Raw genomic sequence first — 20,002 nt, 5'->3', positions numbered from 1 at the left:
GGAGGGGGCGGGACCGGGGCGGCCCCGCCACCCGCACACGGCACACGAGGGAAGAGGGAGGGCATCCGGTGAACACGACCACGGAAACAGCGACGAACAGCGCGACGGGCAGAGCCGCAAGCGGGCCCACGGACACGGCCTACGAGGACGAGAACTGGGACGAGCTGGTGGGCGCCGCACTGCTGGGCACCGAGCGGCGCCGGGGCAGCCCCGAAGCCCTGCTCAGGACAGCGGCCGTGCAGACGCTGCGGCGCCGGGCCGGGCTCAGACCCGCCGAGGCGGGTCCGCTGCCCGAGCCCGCGCCGCGCGACCCGCGCCCGGAGCCTCCGGAGCCGGCCCGGCGGCGGCTCGCGCAGCTGCTGGCGGGCCGGGCCGGTGCGGGCAGCGGCAGCGGGCGGCGGGGGGCCGCCCCGGACCTGACGGAGCTGCTGCCGCAGTGGCTGGCCGCCGCCGGACAGCACGGATACCGGGCGCCGGCCCCGCTCGTGCCCGCGCTGCTGGACGTCGCGCGGGCCCGCAGCGACCTCCGGCCGCAGGCCCTGGCCCTGGCCGGGCCGCGCGGGCTGTGGCTGGCCCGGCTCAATCCGGACTGGCGGTTCGCACTGCGCGGGGGTTCCGGGGGCGCCGGCGAACTGCCCGACGTGCAGGACGCGGTGGGGGTGGAGCGGCTGTGGCAGGAGGGGCTGTTCGCGGAACGGGTCGCACTGCTCGGCCTCGTACGGGCCCACGAGGCGGCCGCCGGGCCTCGACTGCTGGAAACCACGTGGAGCACCGAGCGGGCCGAGGACCGGCTGATGTTCCTCGACTCCTTGCGGGTGGGGCTGTCGGCGGGTGACGAGCCGTTCCTGGAGGCGGCACTGGGCGACCGCAGCCGCAATGTCCGGGCGACGGCCGCCGAGCTGCTGTCGGCGCTGCCGACCTCGGCGCTGGCCGGGCGGATGGCCGAGCGGGCGCTGGCCTGCGTCGGCCCGGAGGGGGTGACGCCGCCCGCCGAGTGCGACGCGGGGATGCTGCGCGACGGCGTGGTCAAGCGGCCACCGGCCGGACGCGGGGAACGGGCCTGGTGGCTCGGCCAGTTGGTGGAGTCCGCGCCGCTGTCGTGCTGGCGGGACCGGTTCGGGGGGCTCGGCCCGGCGGAGATCGTGGCGCTGCCGGTGGCCGAGGGCTGGGCGGAGGAACTGCACGCGGCCTGGTGCCGGGCCGCGGTCCGGCAGGGCGACCCCGCCTGGTCCCAGGCCCTGCTCGGCTCGGCCTCCGCACCGCCCGCGGCGGGCCCTGCGACGGCGTCGCTGGCAGAACGGGCGAAGCTCCTGTCGATCCTCGGGGCGGAGGAACGGGCGGCGTGGGTAGCGGAGTTCATACGTGCGCACGGGCTGTCGGAGGCGTTCCAACTGCTCGGGGTGTGCGTGGTGCCGTGGGCGGGGGCGCTGGGCCGGGCGGTGATCGAGGCGCTGGACTCCGCGCGGGAGGCGGGCGGCTACCCGTGGAGCTTCAGCGGGGTGATGGGGCTGGCGGAGCGGTGCCTTGATCCTGCGGAGGCGGGGCGGCTCGATGCGGTGGCGGCGGAGCCGGTGGAGGAGGGGGGTGCGGCGGCGTACTGGTCGGAAGCCTTCCAACGCCTGGTCGCCACCCTGCGGCTGCGGGCCGCGTTGCACGCGGAACTGACCCCGCCCCACTGACCCCCCACGCGTACCGCAGCCGGATCGGCCCTGCGGGGCGAAGTCCCCTACCCACCCTTCCACCGTTCCCAGGGCCAGCCCTGACCCGGTCCTCAAACGCCGGACAGGCTGAAAGAACCTGGGGCTCCGCCCCAGACCCCAGTCCTCAAACGCCGGACGGCTAAAAAGACAAACCCCGGCCGGGACGAAACACTCGCCCCCCCCGGGGGTACGGAACACTCGAACCCCCGGCCGTGGGGGGGAACGCTCGGACCCCCGGCCGGGACTGGACGTTCCCCCGGTCGGGGTCGGACGTTTCCCCCGGTCGGGGTCAGATGTTCCCCCTGGCCGGGGTCGGACGTTTCCCCCGGGCGGGGTCGGAGGCTCGGCGGGGCGGGGACGGGGGCGGGGTGGGGTGTCGGCCTGGACGTAAAGCGTGATTTGTGGCGCACAAGAAGGCCGCCACTCTCAAAGCCGAACACAGGGCGCCTAAATCATGCAGTCCAGGCCGACACCCCACCCCGACCCCGGCACCGACCCCCACCCGCAGCCACCGCGCCCCGGCACAACCCAGCCCCGCCGGCGTTTGAGGCGCAGGGGTCCGGGGACTGGTCCCCGGCAGCGGCGCCGCACCGCGCGGGCTACGCCGGCTGACGCACGTGCGCCCGAACCCACTCGACGATCGCCGTGGTCGTCGCGCCCGGAGTGAAGATCTCGGCCACGCCCTTCTCCTTCAGCGGAGCGATGTCCGCCTCCGGGATGATGCCGCCACCGAACACCTTGATGTCTGCCGCATCGCGCTCCGCGAGGAGTTCCAGCACGCGCGCGAACAGCGTGTTGTGCGCGCCCGACAGGATCGACAGACCGATCGCGTCGGCGTCCTCCTGGATCGCCGTGTCGACGATCTGTTCGGGGGTCTGGTGGAGGCCCGTGTAGATGACCTCCATGCCCGCGTCCCGCAGGGCCCGCGCGATCACCTTGGCGCCTCGGTCGTGGCCGTCGAGGCCCGGCTTGGCCACCACCACACGGATCGGACCGGTCACACCCATCGCACTGCCTCCCGAGTGAACGAACGTTAAGTACAGCATCGCGCACACCCCCGTTTCGCGGTCAACCACGAGGGGGAAATCACACGTGGGATGGCGTACCACCGCTCCGCGCCGACAGCCGCACGGCACGGGGCGGTCGGACGCCCCGGTCCCAAGACGCTAGGGGGGCCGTCCATGGGGCTGACCATGTCCGGGGCCGCGCTGCGGGCGGGCGTACTGGAAGTCATCGTGCTCGGCGGGCACATCCTGCTGTATCCGACCGGGGTACTGCCGGAGCGACCCGCCGCCGCCACCCACGAGCGCCCGCCGGTGGTACTGCTCCACGGGTTCACCGACAACCGCTCCGTCTTCGTCCTGCTGCGCCGCGCCCTCGGGGCCGGCGGCCGGCGGCAGGTGGAGGCGTACAACTACTCCCCCTTCACCCGCGACCTGCGCGCCACCGCCCGGCATCTCGGCCGACGCGTCGAGGAGCTGTGCGAGCGCACGGGGCAGGACCGCGTGGACCTGGTGGGGCACAGTCTGGGCGGGCTGGTCGGGCGGTACTACGTCCAGCGCCTCGGCGGCGACGCACGCGTCCGCACGCTCGTCACGCTCGGCACCCCGCATTCCGGCACCCGCGTGGCGCCCTTCATGGACGCGCACCCCCTAATCCGGCAGATGCGCCCGGATTCCGAGGTGCTCACCGAACTGCGCGCGCCCGCGCCCGGTTGCCGGACCCGGTGCGTGGCGTTCTGGAGCGAGTTCGACGAGCTGATGGACCCGCCCGGGACGGCCCGTATCGAACACCCGGACCTGATCGCGGAAAACGTGCAGGTCACCGGCATCGGACATCTCGCCCTGCCCGCGCACCCCACCGTCATAGCGGCGGTCCGGCGCTCGCTCGACGGACCCAGGCCGATCGCGCTCCCCCACCCCGGCGCCGCTTCCGTCGCCTGACCGTCCGGCCGCGCCGAGCCCGCGCCGAGTCCGCGCCCAATTCCGCTTCGAGTCGGCCTCGACAGTGGGAGCGAAAACCGACCCCCAGTCGAACATTTTTCGAACTCAAGGCCAAGGGTGGGTCTGCAGCCGACCGAAAGGCGGCCGAATGCCCGGTTCCGCCGAGCACAAAAGCCTCCGAAGATTGTCGTTGCGTGTAACCGCCGGGTACAGTCACGCCACTGCTCTCCTCCGAGGACCCCACATTCCTCGGCCACCCAGGCCCCCCGCTGCCGAGGCGAAAGAGAAGTTGGTGAACGACCGCCCCTCGTCGGGCCAGTACCCCGATTTTGGGTATGACGGCCTTTCCACCACCACTTTCGCTGGCGATTCAGCGTATGCGTCCTATGAAACGCAGGGCCAGGGCTACAACTACGGCGCCACCTACGGTTCCTACGACACCGGTTCGTACGACACCACGGCATGGGCCGCCCCCCAGAACGGCTACGCGCAGCCGTCCGTCGACGGATACGCCGACTACGACGGCTACCTCTCGACCGTCCCCACCCAGGGCGGCGTCTCCATGGACTACCAGTCCACCGCCTTCGGCTACGAGACCTCCGCCGAGCAGACCGGCCACTGGTCGGCCCCCGGCTACGGGACCGAGACCGGCGCCTACGACGCCACCGCCTGGACCACGGCCTCCGAGCAGACCTACGGGTACGGCGGTTACGAGCAGCAGCACCACCAGCAAGTCCCGGAGCAGTTGCAGGCGCAGGAGCAGGCCCACGGCCAGGCCCACGCCCAGGCCCAGGCCCAGGCCCACGAGCAGCAGTACACCTACGACTACGGGTACGAGGTCTACGCCGCCACCTCCCCCGAGGTCGTGGCCGAGGCCGACATGGCCTACACCGAGACCGCCGTCTTCGAGTTCCTCCCCGCCGACGCCGACGCCGACGGCATGGATGCCGACCCGGACGCGGACGCCAAGGTGCACGATCTCCCCACCCAGGCCATGCCCGTCACCCCGGCCGCGCCCGCCGAGCCGCGCCCCTCGCGCCGCGCCGGCTCCAAGCCCGGCTCCAAGCCCGGCTCGAAGCCCGTCGCCAAGGCGAGTACCGCCAAGGCCGGCGGCAACAACCGCCGTCGCACTCCGGCCAAGCGTTCCGCGCTGCTGACCGTGGCCGTTCCCTCGGCCTGCGTGATGGGTGTCGCGGGTGTCGCCGCCGCCTCCGTGGGCGGGCTCACCGGTACGGAGAAGCCGTCCGAGGAGATCACCACCCTGGCCGCCCCCGACCCGGCGTCGATCAAGCCGGTCGCGGCGAACAGCAAGCTCGACACGCAGCTCGCCGCCCTCAGCGCCGACGCCGGCGACTTCGCGGACCGCGCGAGCCGCACCCAGGAACGCATCGACCTGCGCATTCGCCAGGACGAGGAGAAGAAGCAGAAGGCGGAGGAGGCGGCGGCCAAGGAAGCGGCCCGCCCCAAGTTCGCCCTCCCCGTCGCGCGGCACGGCCTCAGCGCCGGCTTCGGCCAGGCGGGCGTCAACTGGATGTCCGTGCACACCGGCATCGACTTCCCGGTGTCCTACGGGTCTTCGGTCATGGCCGCCACCGACGGCACCGTGCGCAGCCAGTGGAACCCCGCCTACGGCAACATGGTGATACTCACCGCGCCCGACGGCACCGAGACCTGGTACTGCCACCTCAGCAGCGCCAAGATCCGCTCCGGCAAGGTCAAGGCCGGCGACGTGATCGCGTACTCGGGCAACTCCGGCAACTCCACCGGCCCGCACCTGCACTTCGAGGTACGCCCGGGCGGCGGCTCCCCGGTCGACCCGCAGTCGTGGCTGCGCGCCAAGGGCCTGAACCCGAACTAGGACCGAGCACGAACGCGGAAGGGCCCGCCCCTCGGGGGGCGGGCCCTTCCGCGTTCGGCTGCCCTTCCGCGTTCGGCGGGCCGCCCCACCTTCGGCGGGCCCCGCCCGTCAGAGCTTCTGCACCGGCGCGTACCGCAGCAGCAGCCGCTTCGGCTTCTCGTCCCCGAAGTCGATGGTGGCCTGCGCGTCCGCGCCCGCTCCCCTGACCTCCATGACCGTGCCCAGACCGAACTGGTCGTGCGTGACCCGGTCCCCGACCACCAGCGCGATGACCGGCTTGTCGGAGGCCCGCCGCGTGGCGAACCCCGACGGGCCCGACTTCGTCCGCGACGAGGACAGGAAGGCCTCCGGCGAGGTGCCGAACGAGGCCTTCGACCCGCCCGAGCCCGAAGACCCGTACCCCGAGCCCGAGCTCCGCATGGGGCCCGCCGGCTTCTGTGCCGCGCCCGTCCGCTTCCACTGCAGGTACTCGGCCGGGATCTCTTCCAGGAACCGAGACGGCGGGTTGTAGGAGGGCGTGCCCCACGCGCTGCGCATGCTCGAGCGGGTCAGGTACAGCCGCTCGCGCGCCCGCGTGATGCCGACGTAGGCGAGGCGGCGCTCCTCCTCCAGTTCCTTGGTCTGGCCCAGCGCGCGCATGTGCGGGAAGACCCCGTCCTCCATGCCGGTCAGGAAGACCACCGGGAACTCGAGGCCCTTGGCGGTGTGCAGGGTCATCAGGGTGATGACCCCGTTGCCGTCGGTGTCCTCGTCCGGGATCTGGTCGGAGTCGGCGACCAGCGCGACCTGCTCCAGGAACTCCGCGAGGGTGCCGGGGCCCACCGGCGGGGCGCCGTTCTCGGCGGCCTCGGCCGCCGCGGCTTCCCTGGCCTGCTCGAACTCGAGTGCCACGGCGGCGAGTTCCTGGAGGTTCTCGATGCGCGTCTCGTCCTGCGGGTCGGTCGAGGCCTGGAGCTCGGCGAGGTACCCCGTACGCTCCAGGACCGCTTCCAGGACCACGGCCGGGCCGGCGCCCGAGTCGACGATCGTACGGAGCTCTTCCATCAGCACGTTGAAGCGCTTCACGGCGTTGGTCGAGCGGGCGGCCATGCCGAAGGCCTCGTCGACCCGGCGCAGCGCCTGCGGGAAGGTGATCTTCTCGCGCATGGAGAGCGCGTCGATCATCGCCTCGGCGCGCTCGCCGATACCGCGCTTGGGCACGTTCAGGATGCGCCGGAGCGGGACGTTGTCCTCGGGGTTCGAGAGGACGCGCAGGTACGCGAGGACGTCGCGGACCTCCTTGCGCTCGTAGAACCGGACGCCGCCGACGACCTTGTAGGGCAGTCCGACGCGGATGAAGATCTCCTCGAACACGCGGGACTGCGCGTTGGTCCGGTAGAAGATCGCGACGTCGCCGGCCTTCGCGTCGCCCGCGTCCGTCAGCCGGTCGATCTCGTCGGCGATGAACTGCGCCTCGTCGTGCTCGGTGTCCGCGACGTAGCCGGTGATGACGGCGCCGCTGCCGGCCTCGGTCCACAGGTTCTTCGCGCGGCGGTTCTCGTTGCGCTCGATGACCGCGTTGGCGGCGGACAGGATCGTCTGCGTGGAGCGGTAGTTCTGCTCGAGCAGGATCGTGGTCGCGTCCGCGTAGTCCTCTTCGAACTGGAGGATGTTGCGGATGGTCGCGCCGCGGAAGGCGTAGATCGACTGGTCGGCGTCGCCCACGACGCACAGCTCGGCGGGCGGCAGGTCCGGGTAGCCGGTGCCGACCAGCTCGCGCACCAGCGTGTACTGGGCGTGGTTGGTGTCCTGGTACTCGTCGACCAGCACGTGCCGGAAGCGGCGCCGGTAGTGCTCCGCGACGTCCGGGAAGGCCTGGAGCAGGTGGACCGTGGTCATGATGATGTCGTCGAAGTCGAGCGCGTTGGCCTCGCCAAGGCGCCCCTGGTACATGGCGTACGCCTGGGCGAGGGTCTTCTCGAAGCCGTCCGCGGCCTGCCCGGCGAAGGCGTCCGCGTCGATGAGCTCGTTCTTCAGGTTCGAGATCTTGGCGCTGAAGGCCTTCGGCGGGAACTTCTTCGGGTCCAGGTCCAGGTCGCGGCAGACGAGCGCCATCAGGCGCTTCGAGTCGGACGCGTCGTAGATCGAGAACGACGAGGTGAAACCGAGCCGCTTCGACTCGCGGCGCAGGATGCGCACGCACGCGCTGTGGAAGGTGGAGACCCACATGGCGTTCGCGCGCGGGCCGACCAGGCCCTCGACGCGCTCCTTCATCTCACCGGCGGCCTTGTTGGTGAAGGTGATCGCCAGGATCTGGCCGGGGTGGACCCCGCGCGCGCCCAGCAGGTGGCCGATGCGGTGCGTCAGCACGCGCGTCTTGCCGGAGCCGGCGCCGGCCACGATGAGCAGCGGGGAACCCGCGTGCACCACGGCGGCGCGCTGCTCCGTGTTCAGCCCCTCCAGGAGCGCCGCCGGGTCGATGACGGGCCTGGGGGCACCGTCCCGGTAGTACGCGTCCCCGTGCATGGGCGCGTCGAACCGGCCCCCGAAGAGATCGTCCGCGCCCGTCTCCGGGGCGGCGTGGTCTTCGGGCGGCGGGGGGACCTCTTCGGAGGGGGAGAGGTCGGCCAGGAAACTGTCGTCAAAGAGGCTGCTCATCGCCTTCCGAGTTTAGAGGGCGGGACCGACAGCCGGTCCCGCCCCCGGAAAATCCCGGTCCCCCCACGGAAAATTCGGCGGCATATGCCCTGCGGACCCTTCCCGCCCCCTCCCGCCCCCTTCCGAGTCGCTCCCTCCACCGCTAGCGTGCTCCGCCAACCGGAAGGAGGTGCCGGCCCGTGTACACGTACGGATTCCCCTCGTCCCACCCCTCCCCCCACCACCGCAAGCCGCGCACCCGAAGACATCCGAACGCCCCCGCCGCGGTCGTCACGACCGCGGCCCTGTCCTCCTTAGGCCTGCTCCTCCCCCACCAGGCCGCGGCGGTGCCGGCGCCCCGCCCCTCGGTGGAGGCGGTACGGACCCGCGTGGACGAGCTGCACCGGCAGGCGGGCACGGCCACCCAGGCCTACGACGCTGCGGCCGGGCGGACCGCGGAGCAGCGGGCCCTGCTGTCGGCGCTCATGGACCAGATCGCCGGCACCACGCAGAAGCTGAACGAGGCCCGGCGGCTGCTCGGCAGCTATGCCGCCGACCGGTACCGCGGCGCGGGCGGCCTCGGCGGGACCGCGACCCTGCTGCTCAGCGACGATCCGCAGGCCTTCTTCGCTCAGACGCACCTGCTGAACCGGCTCGGCGGCCGCGAGGACGCGCTGCTCACCCAGTACACCCGGGCCAGGGCGGAGACGGCGGGCAAGCGCCGGGAGGCGGCCGTGGTCGTCGCGGAACTGGAGCGGGCGCAGGAGGAGCTGCGCGGACGCAAGCAGGAGGTGCAGACCCGGCTCGCGGAGGCGAACACCCTGCTGGCGCGGCTCACCGCGGCGGAGCGGGCGCGGGCCCTGGCCCCCCGGGCTCCCGCCGCCTCGGGACCGCTGCCCGTTGACGCCGCCGCGTCGGCGTCGGGGGCCAAGGCGGTGGCCTTCGCCCGGGCCCAGCTGGGAAAACCGTACGTCTGGGGCGCGACCGGCCCGCGCTCGTACGACTGCTCCGGCCTGACCCAGGCCGCCTGGCGGTCCGCGGGGATCACACTGCCGCGCACCACCTGGGACCAGGTGAAGGCGGCCCCGCGGATCGCCACCAAGGATCTGCGCCCGGGGGACCTGGTCTTCTTCTACGCGGACATCAGCCACGTCGGGATCTACATCGGCGGCGGCCGCATGATCCACGCCCCGCGGCCGGGGACGTCCGTGCGCGAGGACTCGGTCTACTACCAGCCGATCTACGGGAGCGTCCGGCCGGGGTGAACGCGCCGGAGGCCACGGATCAGTCCATCGGCGTCCGTTGACGTCCATCGGCGTCCGGCGGCCGCCCCCTCGGCGTGTCCGTCACTCAGCGCCACCACGCGTCGGGCCGTCCGGCGTGCCGCTCACCGTCCGTATCAGAGGAGTTGGCGCGGCGCCCGCCAACTCACTCCCGCCGTTGGTCCGTTCGTGCCGTTCGATTCGCAGGTTCCGCCAACCGGACCTAGCGTCTAGCACATCGAGGGGCATTTCCTGCCTTTTGCGGACAAATTGTTCGCGGCTGCGCCTCGGGGACCCGGAGGATTCACCATGCGCTCCATACGTGTCGCGTCCGTAGCCCTGCTGTCCACCGCCGCCTTCGCGCTCGCCGCGCCGATGGCGTCGGCCAACGACGGCGGGACCACGCCCAACGTCACGTCCTTCGGCTTCACCGTCTCCCCCGCCACCGTGGCCCCGGGCGGCACCGTCACGCTGAACGCCACCGAGTGCCAGGAACCGCTGGTGAAGGTCTCCTCCGGCATCTTCGACGCGGTCGAGCTCAACGAGGGCAAGTCCGCCACCGTCAAGGTGGACGCGGACGCCAAGCCGGGTGCCCAGTACGAGGTCACCTTCGACTGCAAGGGCGAGAAGGGCACGACCACCCTCACGGTCGCGGGCAGCTCGACCGGTACCGGCACCGGTACGACCACTCCCTCCAAGGGCGTCAAGGCCGGCCTCGGCGGCGGCGCCGCCGGGCTGAACGGCACCGAGATCGCGGCCGGTTCAGCCCTGCTGGCCGGTGCGCTCGGCGGCGGCGTGTTCCTGATGCGCCGCCGGGCGGGCGACAGCGCCTGACCGCCGGACTCCTGACCGCCGGGCCCGTCCGACCCGCCCCTGGCGACCGGACGGGCCCGGTCCAGTACCGGCCGCCGAACCTCCGGCACCCGAACCCCCGGCACCCCAACCTCCGGCACCACCGAAGGAGCACGCATCATGCCCCGCCCCCAGGAGCGTACGAGGCCTCGCGGCGGCTGGGGCGTCGTTGCCGTGGTCGCCCTCAGCGGCACGTTTCTCCTCACCAACGGGCTCGACCTGAACGGCGGTCCGCCGCAGCCCGCGCAGGCTGCCGTGCTGGTCAGCGACCCGGCCCACGACGAGGCCGCCCGCCGCCTCCCGCCGGCCCCGCAGCCGATGAAGCCCTCCCCGCCGACCCGGATCCGGATTCCGGCCCTACAGGTCGACGCCCCCGTCACCCGGGTCGGACTCGACGCCGAGGGCTGGGTGGACGCCCCGCCGCCGCAGGACCGGAACCTGGCCGGCTGGTACGAGGGCTCCCCCGCCCCGGGCGCCCGGGGCACGGCGGTGATCGACGGGCACGTGGACAACAAGCAGGGTCCGGCCGTCTTCTACACGCTCGGCTCGCTGGGACAGGGGCAGCACATCGAGGTGGACCGACAGGACGGCCGTACCGCCGTGTTCACGGTCTACGGCATCGAGGTCGTCGGCAAGGACGACTTTCCGGCGGCGCGGGTCTACGGCCCCAAGGGCGCCCCTGAACTCCGCGTGATCACCTGTGGCGGCGGCTTCTCGAAGAAGGGGGGCTACGACGGCAACGTGGTCGTCTTCGCCCGCCTGACGGAGATCCGCGGATAGCGGACGGCCATCGACAGACGCCCGACCAGGCAAGTCCGGTCACGTCCGGCCACTTTCGATCATCTCGTCATCTGGCCGTTACCTTCGGGTCTAGCGTCCTCCCCCAAGCACCGATGGAGGAAGGACGTGAGGCCCTCGTGGCCAGTCATCGAAAGCCCAGGCAGCGCCCGCTCACCGGCGGCACGGCACGGAGCTCCGTACGCACCACCGCCGCCACCCTCGCCCTCGCGGGCGCTGCCACCGCCACCGCGTTCGAAGGCACCTCCCAAGCCGATCCGCAGCCGACGCCCTCGCAGGTCAAGGCGGAGATGGACCGGCTCTACGAGGAGGCCGAGGCCGCGACGGACCAGTACAACGGGGCGAAGGAGAAGGCCGACGAGGCGCAGCGCGCGCTCGACGGGCTGCGGGACGAGACCGCACGCAAGACCGACCGGCTCAACGCGGCCCGCAGCGCGCTCGGTTCGCTGGCGGCGACGCAGTACCGCAGCGGCACGCTGGGCGCCGCCGTACAGCTGGCGATGTCCGACGATCCGCAGGAGTACCTGAACCGGGCCGCCCTCATCACCCGGGCCGGGAACCGCAACGCGGCCGACATCTCCGCCGTGCGGCGGGGGCTCGACGAGGTCGGGAAGCTCAAGGACCAGGCGGCCGGGCGCCTCGCCGAACTGCGGGACCGGCAGCGCGAACTCGCGGGCCACAAGGTCGAGATCGAGGAGAAGCTGACCGCCGCGCAGCGGCTGCTGGCCAAGCTGACGGCCGAGGAGCGGGCGGCCTACGAAGCCCGCTCGGCCGGCCCCGCCCCGAGCGGCCCCGCCACCCAGGCTCCGCCGCCCGCCGACGGCTCCCGCGCGGCCCGCGCGGTGGCGTTCGCGTACGGGGCAATCGGCAAGCCGTACGTGTGGGGCGCGACGGGCCCGGGCTCGTACGACTGCTCCGGTCTGACCCAGGCGGCGTGGCGGGCGGCCGGGGTGTCGCTGCCGCGCACCACCTACACGCAGATCAACGCGGGACAGCGGGTCTCCCGCGACCAGCTGGCCCCCGGCGACCTGGTGTTCTTCTACTCCGGTGTCACGCACGTCGGCATGTACATCGGCAACGGCCAGATGATCCACGCCCCGCGCCCCGGCTCCACGGTCCGCCTCGCGCCGATCGACTCGATGCCCTGGGCCGGAGCCTCCCGACCGGCGTAACCACCTGACCGGGTCGGACCGGCACGATGGCCCGACACGAGGGGAGGAGTGGTCATGGCAGCGCAGAGGGTGAGACGCCCGTCGAGTCCGACCGTGCGCAGACTGCGAGGCTGGCAGAACAATCTGGTTAACGATACGCGTGGTTCACCGATTCGCGACAAGAAGGCTTGGGTGACGGCCGTCCTGTTCCCCGCTCTGCTGGTCGTCGTCACTACTGTGCTTCCCGGCGGCTGGAGCTGGGTCCTGGGGCTGTTCTCCGGCCCGCCCGAAGTGAAGTTGTACTCGGACGGGCCGATGGGCTGCGTGCCGCGCTATTCCGCGGCGAGCCTCGACGAGCTGAAGGCGAAGCCCGACATGCTTCGCCGCGAGGGTGTCCCCGTGGCGGACTCCAAGGCGGGCGACGTATCCGTGCACGTGACCCTTCAGACGAAGAGTAGCCAGAGCATCGTCGTCACCGGTGTGCGAGTGGACGTCCTGGCCACCGACCCCCTCCCGGGTACCGGGCAGGTGATCGACGCATCGGGCTGCGGTGGCGGGATGGACCCCCGGCCGTTCGACGTCGACTTCTCCGCCCATCCCGTCTCGGTGAAGCCGGGCGTCGTCCGGATGCCCGGCGGCGTCACGAAGCCCGGTATTGGCTTCCCGTTCAAGGTCTCTTCCAACGACCCGGAACAGCTCGTGCTCGATCTGCGCTCCGTCCAGGGCGACGTACGTTTCTCCGTCACGGTGACGTGGGTATCCGAAGGGGAACTGGGAAGCGCCACTCTCGACAACGGCGGTAAGGGGTACCGGGTGATGGGGCCGGGCAATCTGCCCAGGCACCCCAACAGCATGCTGTATCCCCGTAAGGCTCAGCCCTGACTGCGGCGTCTTGACCGTCTTGCTCAGCAAGTCAATGGTCTTCGGCAGCTGCTTCGACCACGATTCGAGGTTATGGTCGCCGATGACCATCTCCGCGTGCACCGGGATCGGGTTCTGTGCGAGGGCCTATCGCGGTCAGCGCGATCGCCGCCGCGAAGAGGAGCGTCCCCGTCAAGCTCATCACGGCAACGGAGAGCGGGTCCACGCCGCGCCCGGGTTCCCGGTGCCGCCCCGGGTTCCCGGTGCCGCCGACTGCGGTGTAGGTCACAGGGGCATACGTCCCGTGATCCGCATATCGATGCTGAGGCATCAGCCTGTGGAAACATCTCCCAGCCACACCCTGCGGCCCATCTCGTCCAGCTCCTCTTTGAGGCGCTCGCACTCCGGGATCGCTCGCCGCAAAAGCCGCCAGTAGTCAGGGCCGTGCCCGGACACCCTGATGTGCGCCAGTTCGTGAGCGATCACATAGTCGACGAGCTGCGCCGGCAGCTGGAAGACCGCCCAGTGCAGGGCCATCTGGCCATTATCCGTATCACCCGGCCGATACGTACCCCAGCGGCGCCCCACGTCCCGCACGGTCACGTCGGGTTCCTTTACGTCCATGCGCGCTGCCCAGGGCTGAAGCCGCCCCTGCGCCCAGCTCAGCCCCACCCTGCGGTACCAGTCAGTGACGGCACGGCGGGCCAGCTGTACGTCCGCGGCCGTGGCCCTGTCCAGCCGCAGCCGCCCGGCGGACAGGCGGACCGACGCGCCTGGTTCTTCGACCAGCAGCAGCCGGTACTCGCGCCCCAGGTATCGGTACGTCTCACCATCGATGAAGCCACGGGTCGGATGGACCGGCCTCAGTTGGTCACGTAGCCGCAACTTGCCGTCGATCCAGGGCCGGCCGGACCGCACGAACGCCTCGGCTCGATCGGCTTCACAGACCAGGGGTGCCCTCAGAGTCAGGGAGCCGTCCCGCTCCACCGTCAATCCGAGCTTCGAGCGCCGGGAGCTCACCCGTACCCGGAGCACCCGGCCGTCGACGGAGAGCTCCTGCCCGTCGCTGAGCAGCAGCGGGGCGGAAGTCTTCGGCAGGGGCGAATCAGGCACCCCCCTATTGTCCCCGCCTTTCCGAGCGGAAGGCAGCGGCGTGCTGCTGCGCGAACCCGGCAAGTGAATTGGACAGGATCGTCAGCTGCGGTAGCCCTCCGTTCTTGGGCCGGATCCGCTCCTTCTTCAGGAAGTTCCAGATCTGCACTTGCAGGTCGTCCAGGCTCGTCTCCTGCTCCGCCCAGGACGCGCGCGACACGTGCGCCGAGATCAGGTCGGAAAGACCCACTGCCAAAGTGCGCAGGACCTCCTGGTCGGGCACGTCGAAGGCTGGGTGCGCGGTCAGCTGGTCGGAGAGCTTCGCGTACATCCGCCGCTCCATCGCGGTCAGGTCCGACACGGTCGGGTCGGCCTGCTCCGCCTGCCGGGCCCGCTCGACGAGCGGTCCGAGCTCCCGCTTGATGTCCTCCCAGCGCCCTTCGAACTCGTCCAGTACCTTCTGCAAGTCCTCCGCGAGCGTGCGGTATACCGGCCGCTCGTCCTCTTCGAGGCGTTCCTGGAGGTGGTAGCGCAGTGCCTGCACCTGCTCGGCAGCCGACTCGCGCACGTTCGGAATACGTCCCACGATCTCGTCAAAGTCGGGATCGAGAATCGAAACAGGCGCGATGGCCTGCGTGATCTCGGGCAGCGTCAGGTGCTCGGCGATCAGGGCCCGTACCTTGCGCCCGTAGCCGCGCATCGAGAACGTTCCATCCGCCTCGTCGCGATAGTGCCTGCGCACCCGCTGCTGAAGTTGTGCCCAGCGGCGGGCATACGGCACCAGCTCCAGGGCCGCCTCGTGCGGCAGTACGCGTTCCATGGCATCTAGGAACTCACCAAGGAGCCGGTCATACTCGGCCCGCTCCAAAGGATCGTGCAGCGCCAGCATCGCGCGCGCCATGCGCCCGGGACCATCCAGCCCGCCCGTGCCCAGCTGCTTGAGGAACCGCCGCAGGTGCGTCGCCGCCCCGTGCATCGCGGGTACTTCCGAGGACAGAGACCGCACCCCGGCGAGCACGGGCGGGTCACCGCGGTACGCGGCGAGGGTGACGCCGAGGTTGTCGAGTACACCGTAGTAGTCCACGACGTGGCCCTCGCGCTTGAGGCGGGCCGGCCGGTTGACCCGGGCCACCGCCTGGAGCAGCTCGGCATCCTGGATCGGACGGTCCAGGTACAGCGCCTGCTCGATCGGGGCGTCGAAGCCGGTCAGCAGCATCGACTTCACGATCAGGAAGGCGATCGGCGGCTTCTCGGCGGGGGCTTCCAGGGAGCCGTCGCTCCAGGGGTTCAATCCGACGGTGCCGCCCGGCAGCGGGTCGGTCTCCACCGGGTGCTCGATCACCCACGGATTGTCCGGCGGAAGCTCGGGGAACGGCTCCAGGAACCGCTCGATGTGCTCTTCCTGGAATTTCGCGTCGGTCCACTCCCGCCACGCGCCGCTCTTACGCTCGTCACCCTCCGAGATCACCGGTACGAAGTCCATGCGGCGCAGAACTTCCTGGTACTGCCAGGCGCGCAGCAGGAGGAGCTCGTCCTGGGTGTACTCCTCGGGCTTCTTGCCGCGCAGCTCCTCGGGGTCAAACTCGTTGCGCACCCGGGCGAGCAAATCGGCACGGACGTCACGGAGGGCGGCGCGGTAGTACACGGCCGCGCGTCGGCTGACGGCTGCGATCTGCGCCTTGAAACCGCCGGTGAGCGGCCCCCGCACGTAATGCGCGAGCATGTCCGCGGCCTTCGCCCGGATCATGGGGAAGGACTCGGCTACGTCGCGGCTCGTGGGCTTGGTCCCCTTACGCGCCTCGTCCTGATGCTCTTCGGGTGCGGAGGCGATGAGGTCCTCAAAGATTTCGTTCATCCCCTCCTTCCCTCTGATCTCCGCGGGTCCGGTGCGCCCTTCGTACCGGACGGGGACAACGACCTTGTCCTTCTCGGCCTCCGTCATCCGGTAGGAGTCAAGGAAGGTGTTGCCGGGATCCAGGCCGAAAATCCGGCCTGTATCGGTCAGCTTGCCCTTCATGATCGGCGTTCCGGTGAATCCGATCCGGGCGGCGTTGGGCACTGCATCCCGCAGGCATGCGTGCAGCACGGAGGTGTGCGAGCGGTGCGCCTCGTCGACCAGCACCAGGACGTGGGGATCGGTGCTGCACTCCGTGAATCTCCGTCTGACCGCTTCAGTGGTGGCTTCATCCGGCGTCGGATCGGTGATCTCCTGCGGGTCCTCGCCCGCGGCGATACGGTCCTTCGCCTGCCGCAGCTCTTCGCCGAAGTCCCGGTCATCGCCGTCCGTCTCGCCGATGAAGCCGGGCACCCGGCCCAGATACTTCTGGATCATCGCGAAGATCACGGCCCGGCCACCGGGCTTCCCGGCCCGCCGCAGCATCCCCTCGACGTCGGTCTGGGACTTGGCGATACGGATCGGGCTGCCACTGACCTGCACGGCGGCCGAGAGCTGCCGCTGGAGCTGCTTGCGGTCGGTGACCACGAGCAGGGTGAAGCGGTTCAGCTCCCGATCCCGGCTCATGTGCAGGCGTCGAGCCAGGAAGGACATCGTGAGGCTCTTCCCGGAGCCCTGGGTGTGCCAGATGACACCGCCGCGCTCATCGTCCTCGGCACCGGCCTCACCACGCTTGCGGGCGGTACGCAGCTTGCGGACGATCTTCTCGACCGCGCGGTACTGCTGGTGCCGGCAGACCGCCTTGACGGTGAGCGGGGGCTCGCCCTCCTTGGTCTTGACGGGCAGCTCGAAAACGTAGTGCCGGATGATGTTCAGCAGGTTGCGGGGCTTGAGGACAGTAGCGATCAGCTTGTGCTGCCCGGTGAGCTTCGAGTCACCCCGCAGGAGCCTGCCGGCCTCCAGCTCTGCTCGCAGAGCGCCCTCGTCGGGGTAGTCCGGTTCCACACTGCGCCAGACCGCGTAGTGCTCCTCGGCGGAGGAGATCGTGCCGAGCGCAGCGGTGGCGCCGCTGGCGGCGATCAGCAGCTGGACGGGGGCGAACAACTCCGGTACACCGGTACGGATCTGCGCCGCCGCCCGCCCATCGGTGTCCAGCGGCTGGCCGGCGTACATGCGCAGGTCCCGGATGGCATCGCCGATGGCGTCCTTGCGCTCCGGGCTCTTGCACTCGACGACGGCGATGGGGATTCCGTTGACGAACAGCACCAGGTCGAGGACGGCGTCCTTGCCGTCGGCCTTCCGAACGCGGAACTGGTCGACTACGAGAAACTGATTCCGCGCCAGGATCTCTTCGTCCTCCAGCCCCTCCCACTCCCAGTCGACGTACTGGACGAGGAAGTCCTTGTTCCCCGGCCCATCCATCCGAATACCGCGCAGCAACAGGGCGGTCGCGTCCCCGTTGGCCTTGAGCAACGACTGCACGGCCACGCTCCGGGCGGCCCGCCGCATGTCGTCGACAGCCTGCTCGGCCTCGGCCTTCGTCATCCATGGGTCGTCGGTCCCGGGCAGCCGGTTCACTCGCTGCAAGGCGGCGGTGAGGCGCTTGGTCAGGAGTACGTCGCCGGGGTACGCACGCTCGTCGGCATCGAGATCGGGGCCGTGTACGTGCTCCCAGCCCATCGCCTTGAGCTGCGCAATGAAGGGCAGCTCGACCTCGTCCCGCTCGACCGCGCTCCGTACCATCCCCCGCGCCCCTCTGCCCCTGAACCGTGCAGCTGATCATCCGTCTGCCTATTCTGCGACAGGAGGTCAAGGGAGGAGCCAGGTCAAGCCAAAGCCCCCAGTGAGGGCCAGGTGGGGTTTGTGATCTTTCGCGGCTTTTCAGGTGGCTCAGGCGGGGAACTCCCCGGCCTTCACGGCATCGACGAACGAGGACCAGCCATCCGGCGGGAAGAGCAGGGCGGGGCCTTGGGGGGTCTTGGAGTCCCGGACAGGGACGCCGGAGGGGTAGCCGTCCAGGACTTCGATGCAGCTGCCCGCTTCGTTTCCGCTGTAAGACGACTTGCGCCAGCCGCTCAGCTCGGAGGCTTCCGGGATGGTGTGCTCAGTCATGGTGTCCGAATTCCTTCGCTGTCGCCCGCATCAGGGCAAGTGACTCTTTGAGCGGCAGTGCGTCGCCCAGTGCGAGATCGTAAGCGCCCTGGAGCTGCTCGACCACGGCCGGAGAGTCATGCACCTTGCCCATGCGCAGACCTTCGGAATAGGCCGCCGGGGGCTGATCCTCAAACCACATCAGCGTCAGCATGCTCTGCATCAGCGGATGACCCCCCAGTCCGAACGGCACCACGTGTACACGCACGCGCTCATCCTCTGCCAGGCGGACGACGTGCATGATCTGCTCAGCCATGACATCCGGGCCGCCGATCGGGCGACGTAACACTGCCTCGTCCAGCAGCGCCCACACTACGGGCATCACCGGGTCAGCGAGGATCTTCGAGCGCTCAAGCCGTGTGACAACGGTCCTGTCACGCTCCTCCTCACTCACAGGAGGGAAGCCGATACGCAGAACCGCACGCGCGTACCTTTCCGTCTGAAGAATGCCCGGGACGAAGGACAGCGCGAACTCACGGATCATCGTTGCCTGTTGTTCGAGCTGACGCGCAGGCTCGAAGTAGTCGGCGACCGCCACATCATCATGCGGCAGGAAGCTGCTGAGCACATCTCCCGTGTTCAGCGCCTTGTCCAAGCGGCGCGCGTCCTCTTTGGACGGGACGCGTCGGCCAGCCTCGATGTGCGAGATGTGCGAACGGGTCATGACCGCCGCTTCGGCCAGCTGCTCTTGCGTCAGCCCCGCCGCTTCCCGCTGAGCCCTCAGCCAGTCACCGTAGGTATTACTCATGGGCAACTCCCTTGTGACAAAAGCCTTGTCACCCTCTACCCCCTAGCGAGCCTAGCTCGCACGGTCTCAGCCTGTGAGCAGATCGCTACACACCGGAGGGGTGGGCGTTGGCGGCGGCGCGCCCGGGAGCCTCCCATTTAGGCGGCCAGGGACGCACAACTCCGTCAGGCGCCCTCGTGGACCTGGAGTGCTGCTTCCTGCGCCCACCACGGGGACCGCCCGGTCCCGCACAACAAGACAGACAGACCACACGCGAAGGACCCCCGCGACCGCGTCAACGGCCCGGGGGCGTGGCCAACCTGAAGAAAGCAGGTCGACGTGAACCACCGTATCGCCCAAGTCTTCGAGCAGTTGCTGAGGCTGCTCTTCCCTGCACGCCGATGGCGGCGGTGTGCCGCGTCGCCGATCGCGGCGTCTGTTCCGGCGGCGCCGAAGGCCATGGGGCAGCCCGCCGCCCACACCGTGCCGGCCTTCCGGGGCGAGGACTCCCGTCTCACGCCTCGGCGTCTACGCACGCACGATCCCCGCTGCCGCGAGGAGGAACGGCTGTGTCGACAGCGGCGGCGGAACCTGTGGTTCGCCACGTACGGAATCGACCTCGACACCCGCAACATCCACGGGGTAGGGGTCGCCTGATGGACTCGAACTACACCGCCCGACTGCTCCCCTGGACCAGCCCCGAGGGCAAGCCGTGCTATCTCGTGGGCGACGGCACGGGACACGTCTCCCGCCTGGCCGACCGCATGGAGGTGGACCAGCTCGCCATGGCGGCCGAGCTCCTGGACGAGGCGCAGTGCGTGCTCGCCGAGCTCAAGTGGACGCCGGGGGAACTCCACCTCCTGGCGCTCCAGCTGACCGAGTCCCTCGGCGCCGTCCACCGCGTCGCGGAAAGTCGGGGCGCGCGCCTGCCTGCTACCGCCTACGACCCCTACGAGAACGGCGACCCTGTTCGCCATCCAGCCATCCAGCACCGGGCTGACTGACGCGACCCTGGCCCGGCAACGGGCGGAGCGAATAGAGGCGGGGACTGCCGTGACAGGGCAATGCCGGCGGCCCCCGCCCCACCAGCCTCTGGT

General features: G+C 70.6%; 16 protein-coding genes. 10 read left to right on the top strand and 6 right to left on the bottom strand.

Going from position 1 to position 20,002, the window contains the following annotated elements; translation table 11 throughout:
• The first annotated feature begins 68 nt into the window (after positions 1 to 68).
• Positions 69 to 1,679: a DUF5691 domain-containing protein gene (locus tag ACODT5_RS42700; RefSeq protein WP_422524304.1), complete on the top strand. Its 1,611-nt coding sequence runs from the start codon at positions 69 to 71 to the stop codon at positions 1,677 to 1,679.
• 620 nt (positions 1,680 to 2,299) lie between these two features.
• Here ACODT5_RS42700 and ACODT5_RS42695 read toward each other — a convergent pair.
• Positions 2,300 to 2,707 carry a coenzyme B12-dependent isobutyryl CoA mutase small subunit gene (locus tag ACODT5_RS42695; RefSeq protein ID WP_422524303.1) on the bottom strand — a complete coding sequence of 136 codons (408 nt, stop codon included), beginning with the start codon at positions 2,705 to 2,707 and terminating at the stop codon, positions 2,300 to 2,302.
• 174 nt (positions 2,708 to 2,881) lie between these two features.
• Between ACODT5_RS42695 and ACODT5_RS42690 the strand changes: the two genes are divergently transcribed.
• Both ACODT5_RS42690 and ACODT5_RS42685 read left to right on the top strand, forming a co-directional pair.
• The gene (locus ACODT5_RS42690) at positions 2,882 to 3,643 is read left to right on the top strand and encodes an esterase/lipase family protein (RefSeq protein ID WP_422524302.1); all 762 of its coding nucleotides are present in this window, start codon (positions 2,882 to 2,884) and stop codon (positions 3,641 to 3,643) included.
• 148 nt (positions 3,644 to 3,791) lie between these two features.
• Entirely contained in the window at positions 3,792 to 5,501 is a 1,710-nt protein-coding gene (locus ACODT5_RS42685) for a M23 family metallopeptidase (RefSeq protein WP_422524301.1), read from the top strand.
• Positions 5,502 to 5,609: 108 nt separating this feature from the next.
• Here the strand turns inward: ACODT5_RS42685 and pcrA are convergent, their stop codons facing one another.
• Positions 5,610 to 8,138, bottom strand: coding sequence for a DNA helicase PcrA (gene pcrA / locus ACODT5_RS42680; RefSeq protein ID WP_422524300.1), 2,529 nt, complete (start codon positions 8,136 to 8,138; stop codon positions 5,610 to 5,612).
• A 179-nt stretch (positions 8,139 to 8,317) separates the two neighbouring features.
• Here pcrA and ACODT5_RS42675 point away from each other — a divergent pair, with 179 nt between their 5' ends.
• The 5 genes from ACODT5_RS42675 to ACODT5_RS42655 all read left to right on the top strand — a co-directional run bounded on the left by ACODT5_RS42675 (position 8,318) and on the right by ACODT5_RS42655 (position 13,062).
• Positions 8,318 to 9,382 carry a C40 family peptidase gene (locus tag ACODT5_RS42675; protein ID WP_422524299.1) on the top strand — a complete coding sequence of 355 codons (1,065 nt, stop codon included), beginning with the start codon at positions 8,318 to 8,320 and terminating at the stop codon, positions 9,380 to 9,382.
• A 306-nt stretch (positions 9,383 to 9,688) separates the two neighbouring features.
• Positions 9,689 to 10,213 carry a hypothetical protein gene (locus ACODT5_RS42670; protein WP_422524298.1) on the top strand — a complete coding sequence of 175 codons (525 nt, stop codon included), beginning with the start codon at positions 9,689 to 9,691 and terminating at the stop codon, positions 10,211 to 10,213.
• Positions 10,214 to 10,351: 138 nt separating this feature from the next.
• On the top strand, positions 10,352 to 11,011 hold the full coding sequence (locus ACODT5_RS42665; RefSeq protein ID WP_422524297.1) for a class F sortase: 660 nt from the start codon (positions 10,352 to 10,354) through the stop codon (positions 11,009 to 11,011).
• Positions 11,012 to 11,148: 137 nt separating this feature from the next.
• Positions 11,149 to 12,201, top strand: coding sequence for a C40 family peptidase (locus tag ACODT5_RS42660; RefSeq protein WP_422524296.1), 1,053 nt, complete (start codon positions 11,149 to 11,151; stop codon positions 12,199 to 12,201).
• A gap of 93 nt (positions 12,202 to 12,294) precedes the next feature.
• Positions 12,295 to 13,062: a hypothetical protein gene (locus ACODT5_RS42655; RefSeq protein WP_422524295.1), complete on the top strand. Its 768-nt coding sequence runs from the start codon at positions 12,295 to 12,297 to the stop codon at positions 13,060 to 13,062.
• Between the two features lie 309 nt (positions 13,063 to 13,371).
• Here the strand turns inward: ACODT5_RS42655 and ACODT5_RS42650 are convergent, their stop codons facing one another.
• From ACODT5_RS42650 to ACODT5_RS42635, 4 genes are all read right to left on the bottom strand, one after another.
• A complete protein-coding gene (locus tag ACODT5_RS42650) occupies positions 13,372 to 14,154 on the bottom strand; it encodes a M48 family metallopeptidase (protein ID WP_422524294.1) in 783 nt (260 codons plus the stop codon).
• Positions 14,155 to 14,158: 4 nt separating this feature from the next.
• Positions 14,159 to 17,770: a type I restriction endonuclease subunit R gene (locus ACODT5_RS42645; protein WP_422524293.1), complete on the bottom strand. Its 3,612-nt coding sequence runs from the start codon at positions 17,768 to 17,770 to the stop codon at positions 14,159 to 14,161.
• 147 nt (positions 17,771 to 17,917) lie between these two features.
• Entirely contained in the window at positions 17,918 to 18,139 is a 222-nt protein-coding gene (locus tag ACODT5_RS42640; protein WP_422524292.1) for a DUF397 domain-containing protein, read from the bottom strand.
• Complete coding sequence (locus ACODT5_RS42635; protein ID WP_422524291.1) at positions 18,132 to 18,926, bottom strand: helix-turn-helix domain-containing protein; 795 nt, start codon at positions 18,924 to 18,926, stop codon at positions 18,132 to 18,134. The genes ACODT5_RS42640 and ACODT5_RS42635 overlap by 8 nt, the downstream gene beginning before the upstream one ends.
• A 318-nt stretch (positions 18,927 to 19,244) precedes the next feature.
• Here ACODT5_RS42635 and ACODT5_RS42630 point away from each other — a divergent pair, with 318 nt between their 5' ends.
• The gene (locus tag ACODT5_RS42630; RefSeq protein WP_422524290.1) at positions 19,245 to 19,562 is read left to right on the top strand and encodes a hypothetical protein; all 318 of its coding nucleotides are present in this window, start codon (positions 19,245 to 19,247) and stop codon (positions 19,560 to 19,562) included.
• Positions 19,562 to 19,909, top strand: a complete 348-nt coding sequence (locus ACODT5_RS42625) for a hypothetical protein (RefSeq protein ID WP_422524289.1) — start codon at positions 19,562 to 19,564, stop codon at positions 19,907 to 19,909. Before ACODT5_RS42630 ends, ACODT5_RS42625 begins: the two co-directional genes overlap by 1 nt.
• The last annotated feature ends 93 nt before the right edge of the window (positions 19,910 to 20,002 follow it).

The sequence above is a fragment of the Streptomyces tatrensis genome (assembly GCF_049310065.1).
Lineage (GTDB): Bacteria > Actinomycetota > Actinomycetes > Streptomycetales > Streptomycetaceae > Streptomyces.
Note: the sequence above shows the minus strand (reverse complement) of the source record. Positions and strands in the feature narration are given on the sequence as shown.

Excerpts from the sequence above, each read along its gene's own strand:
- ACODT5_RS42695 (WP_422524303.1), bottom strand. The coding sequence starts at position 2,707 with ATGGGTGTGACCGGTCCGATCCGTGTGGTGGTGGCCAAGCCGGGCCTC.
- ACODT5_RS42690 (WP_422524302.1), top strand. The coding sequence starts at position 2,882 with ATGGGGCTGACCATGTCCGGGGCCGCGCTGCGGGCGGGCGTACTGGAA.
- ACODT5_RS42685 (WP_422524301.1), top strand. The coding sequence starts at position 3,792 with ATGCCCGGTTCCGCCGAGCACAAAAGCCTCCGAAGATTGTCGTTGCGT.
- pcrA (WP_422524300.1), bottom strand. The coding sequence starts at position 8,138 with ATGAGCAGCCTCTTTGACGACAGTTTCCTGGCCGACCTCTCCCCCTCC.
- ACODT5_RS42670 (WP_422524298.1), top strand. The coding sequence starts at position 9,689 with ATGCGCTCCATACGTGTCGCGTCCGTAGCCCTGCTGTCCACCGCCGCC.
- ACODT5_RS42665 (WP_422524297.1), top strand. The coding sequence starts at position 10,352 with ATGCCCCGCCCCCAGGAGCGTACGAGGCCTCGCGGCGGCTGGGGCGTC.
- ACODT5_RS42645 (WP_422524293.1), bottom strand. The coding sequence starts at position 17,770 with ATGGTACGGAGCGCGGTCGAGCGGGACGAGGTCGAGCTGCCCTTCATT.
- ACODT5_RS42640 (WP_422524292.1), bottom strand. The coding sequence starts at position 18,139 with ATGACTGAGCACACCATCCCGGAAGCCTCCGAGCTGAGCGGCTGGCGC.
- ACODT5_RS42635 (WP_422524291.1), bottom strand. The coding sequence starts at position 18,926 with ATGAGTAATACCTACGGTGACTGGCTGAGGGCTCAGCGGGAAGCGGCG.
- ACODT5_RS42625 (WP_422524289.1), top strand. The coding sequence starts at position 19,562 with ATGGACTCGAACTACACCGCCCGACTGCTCCCCTGGACCAGCCCCGAG.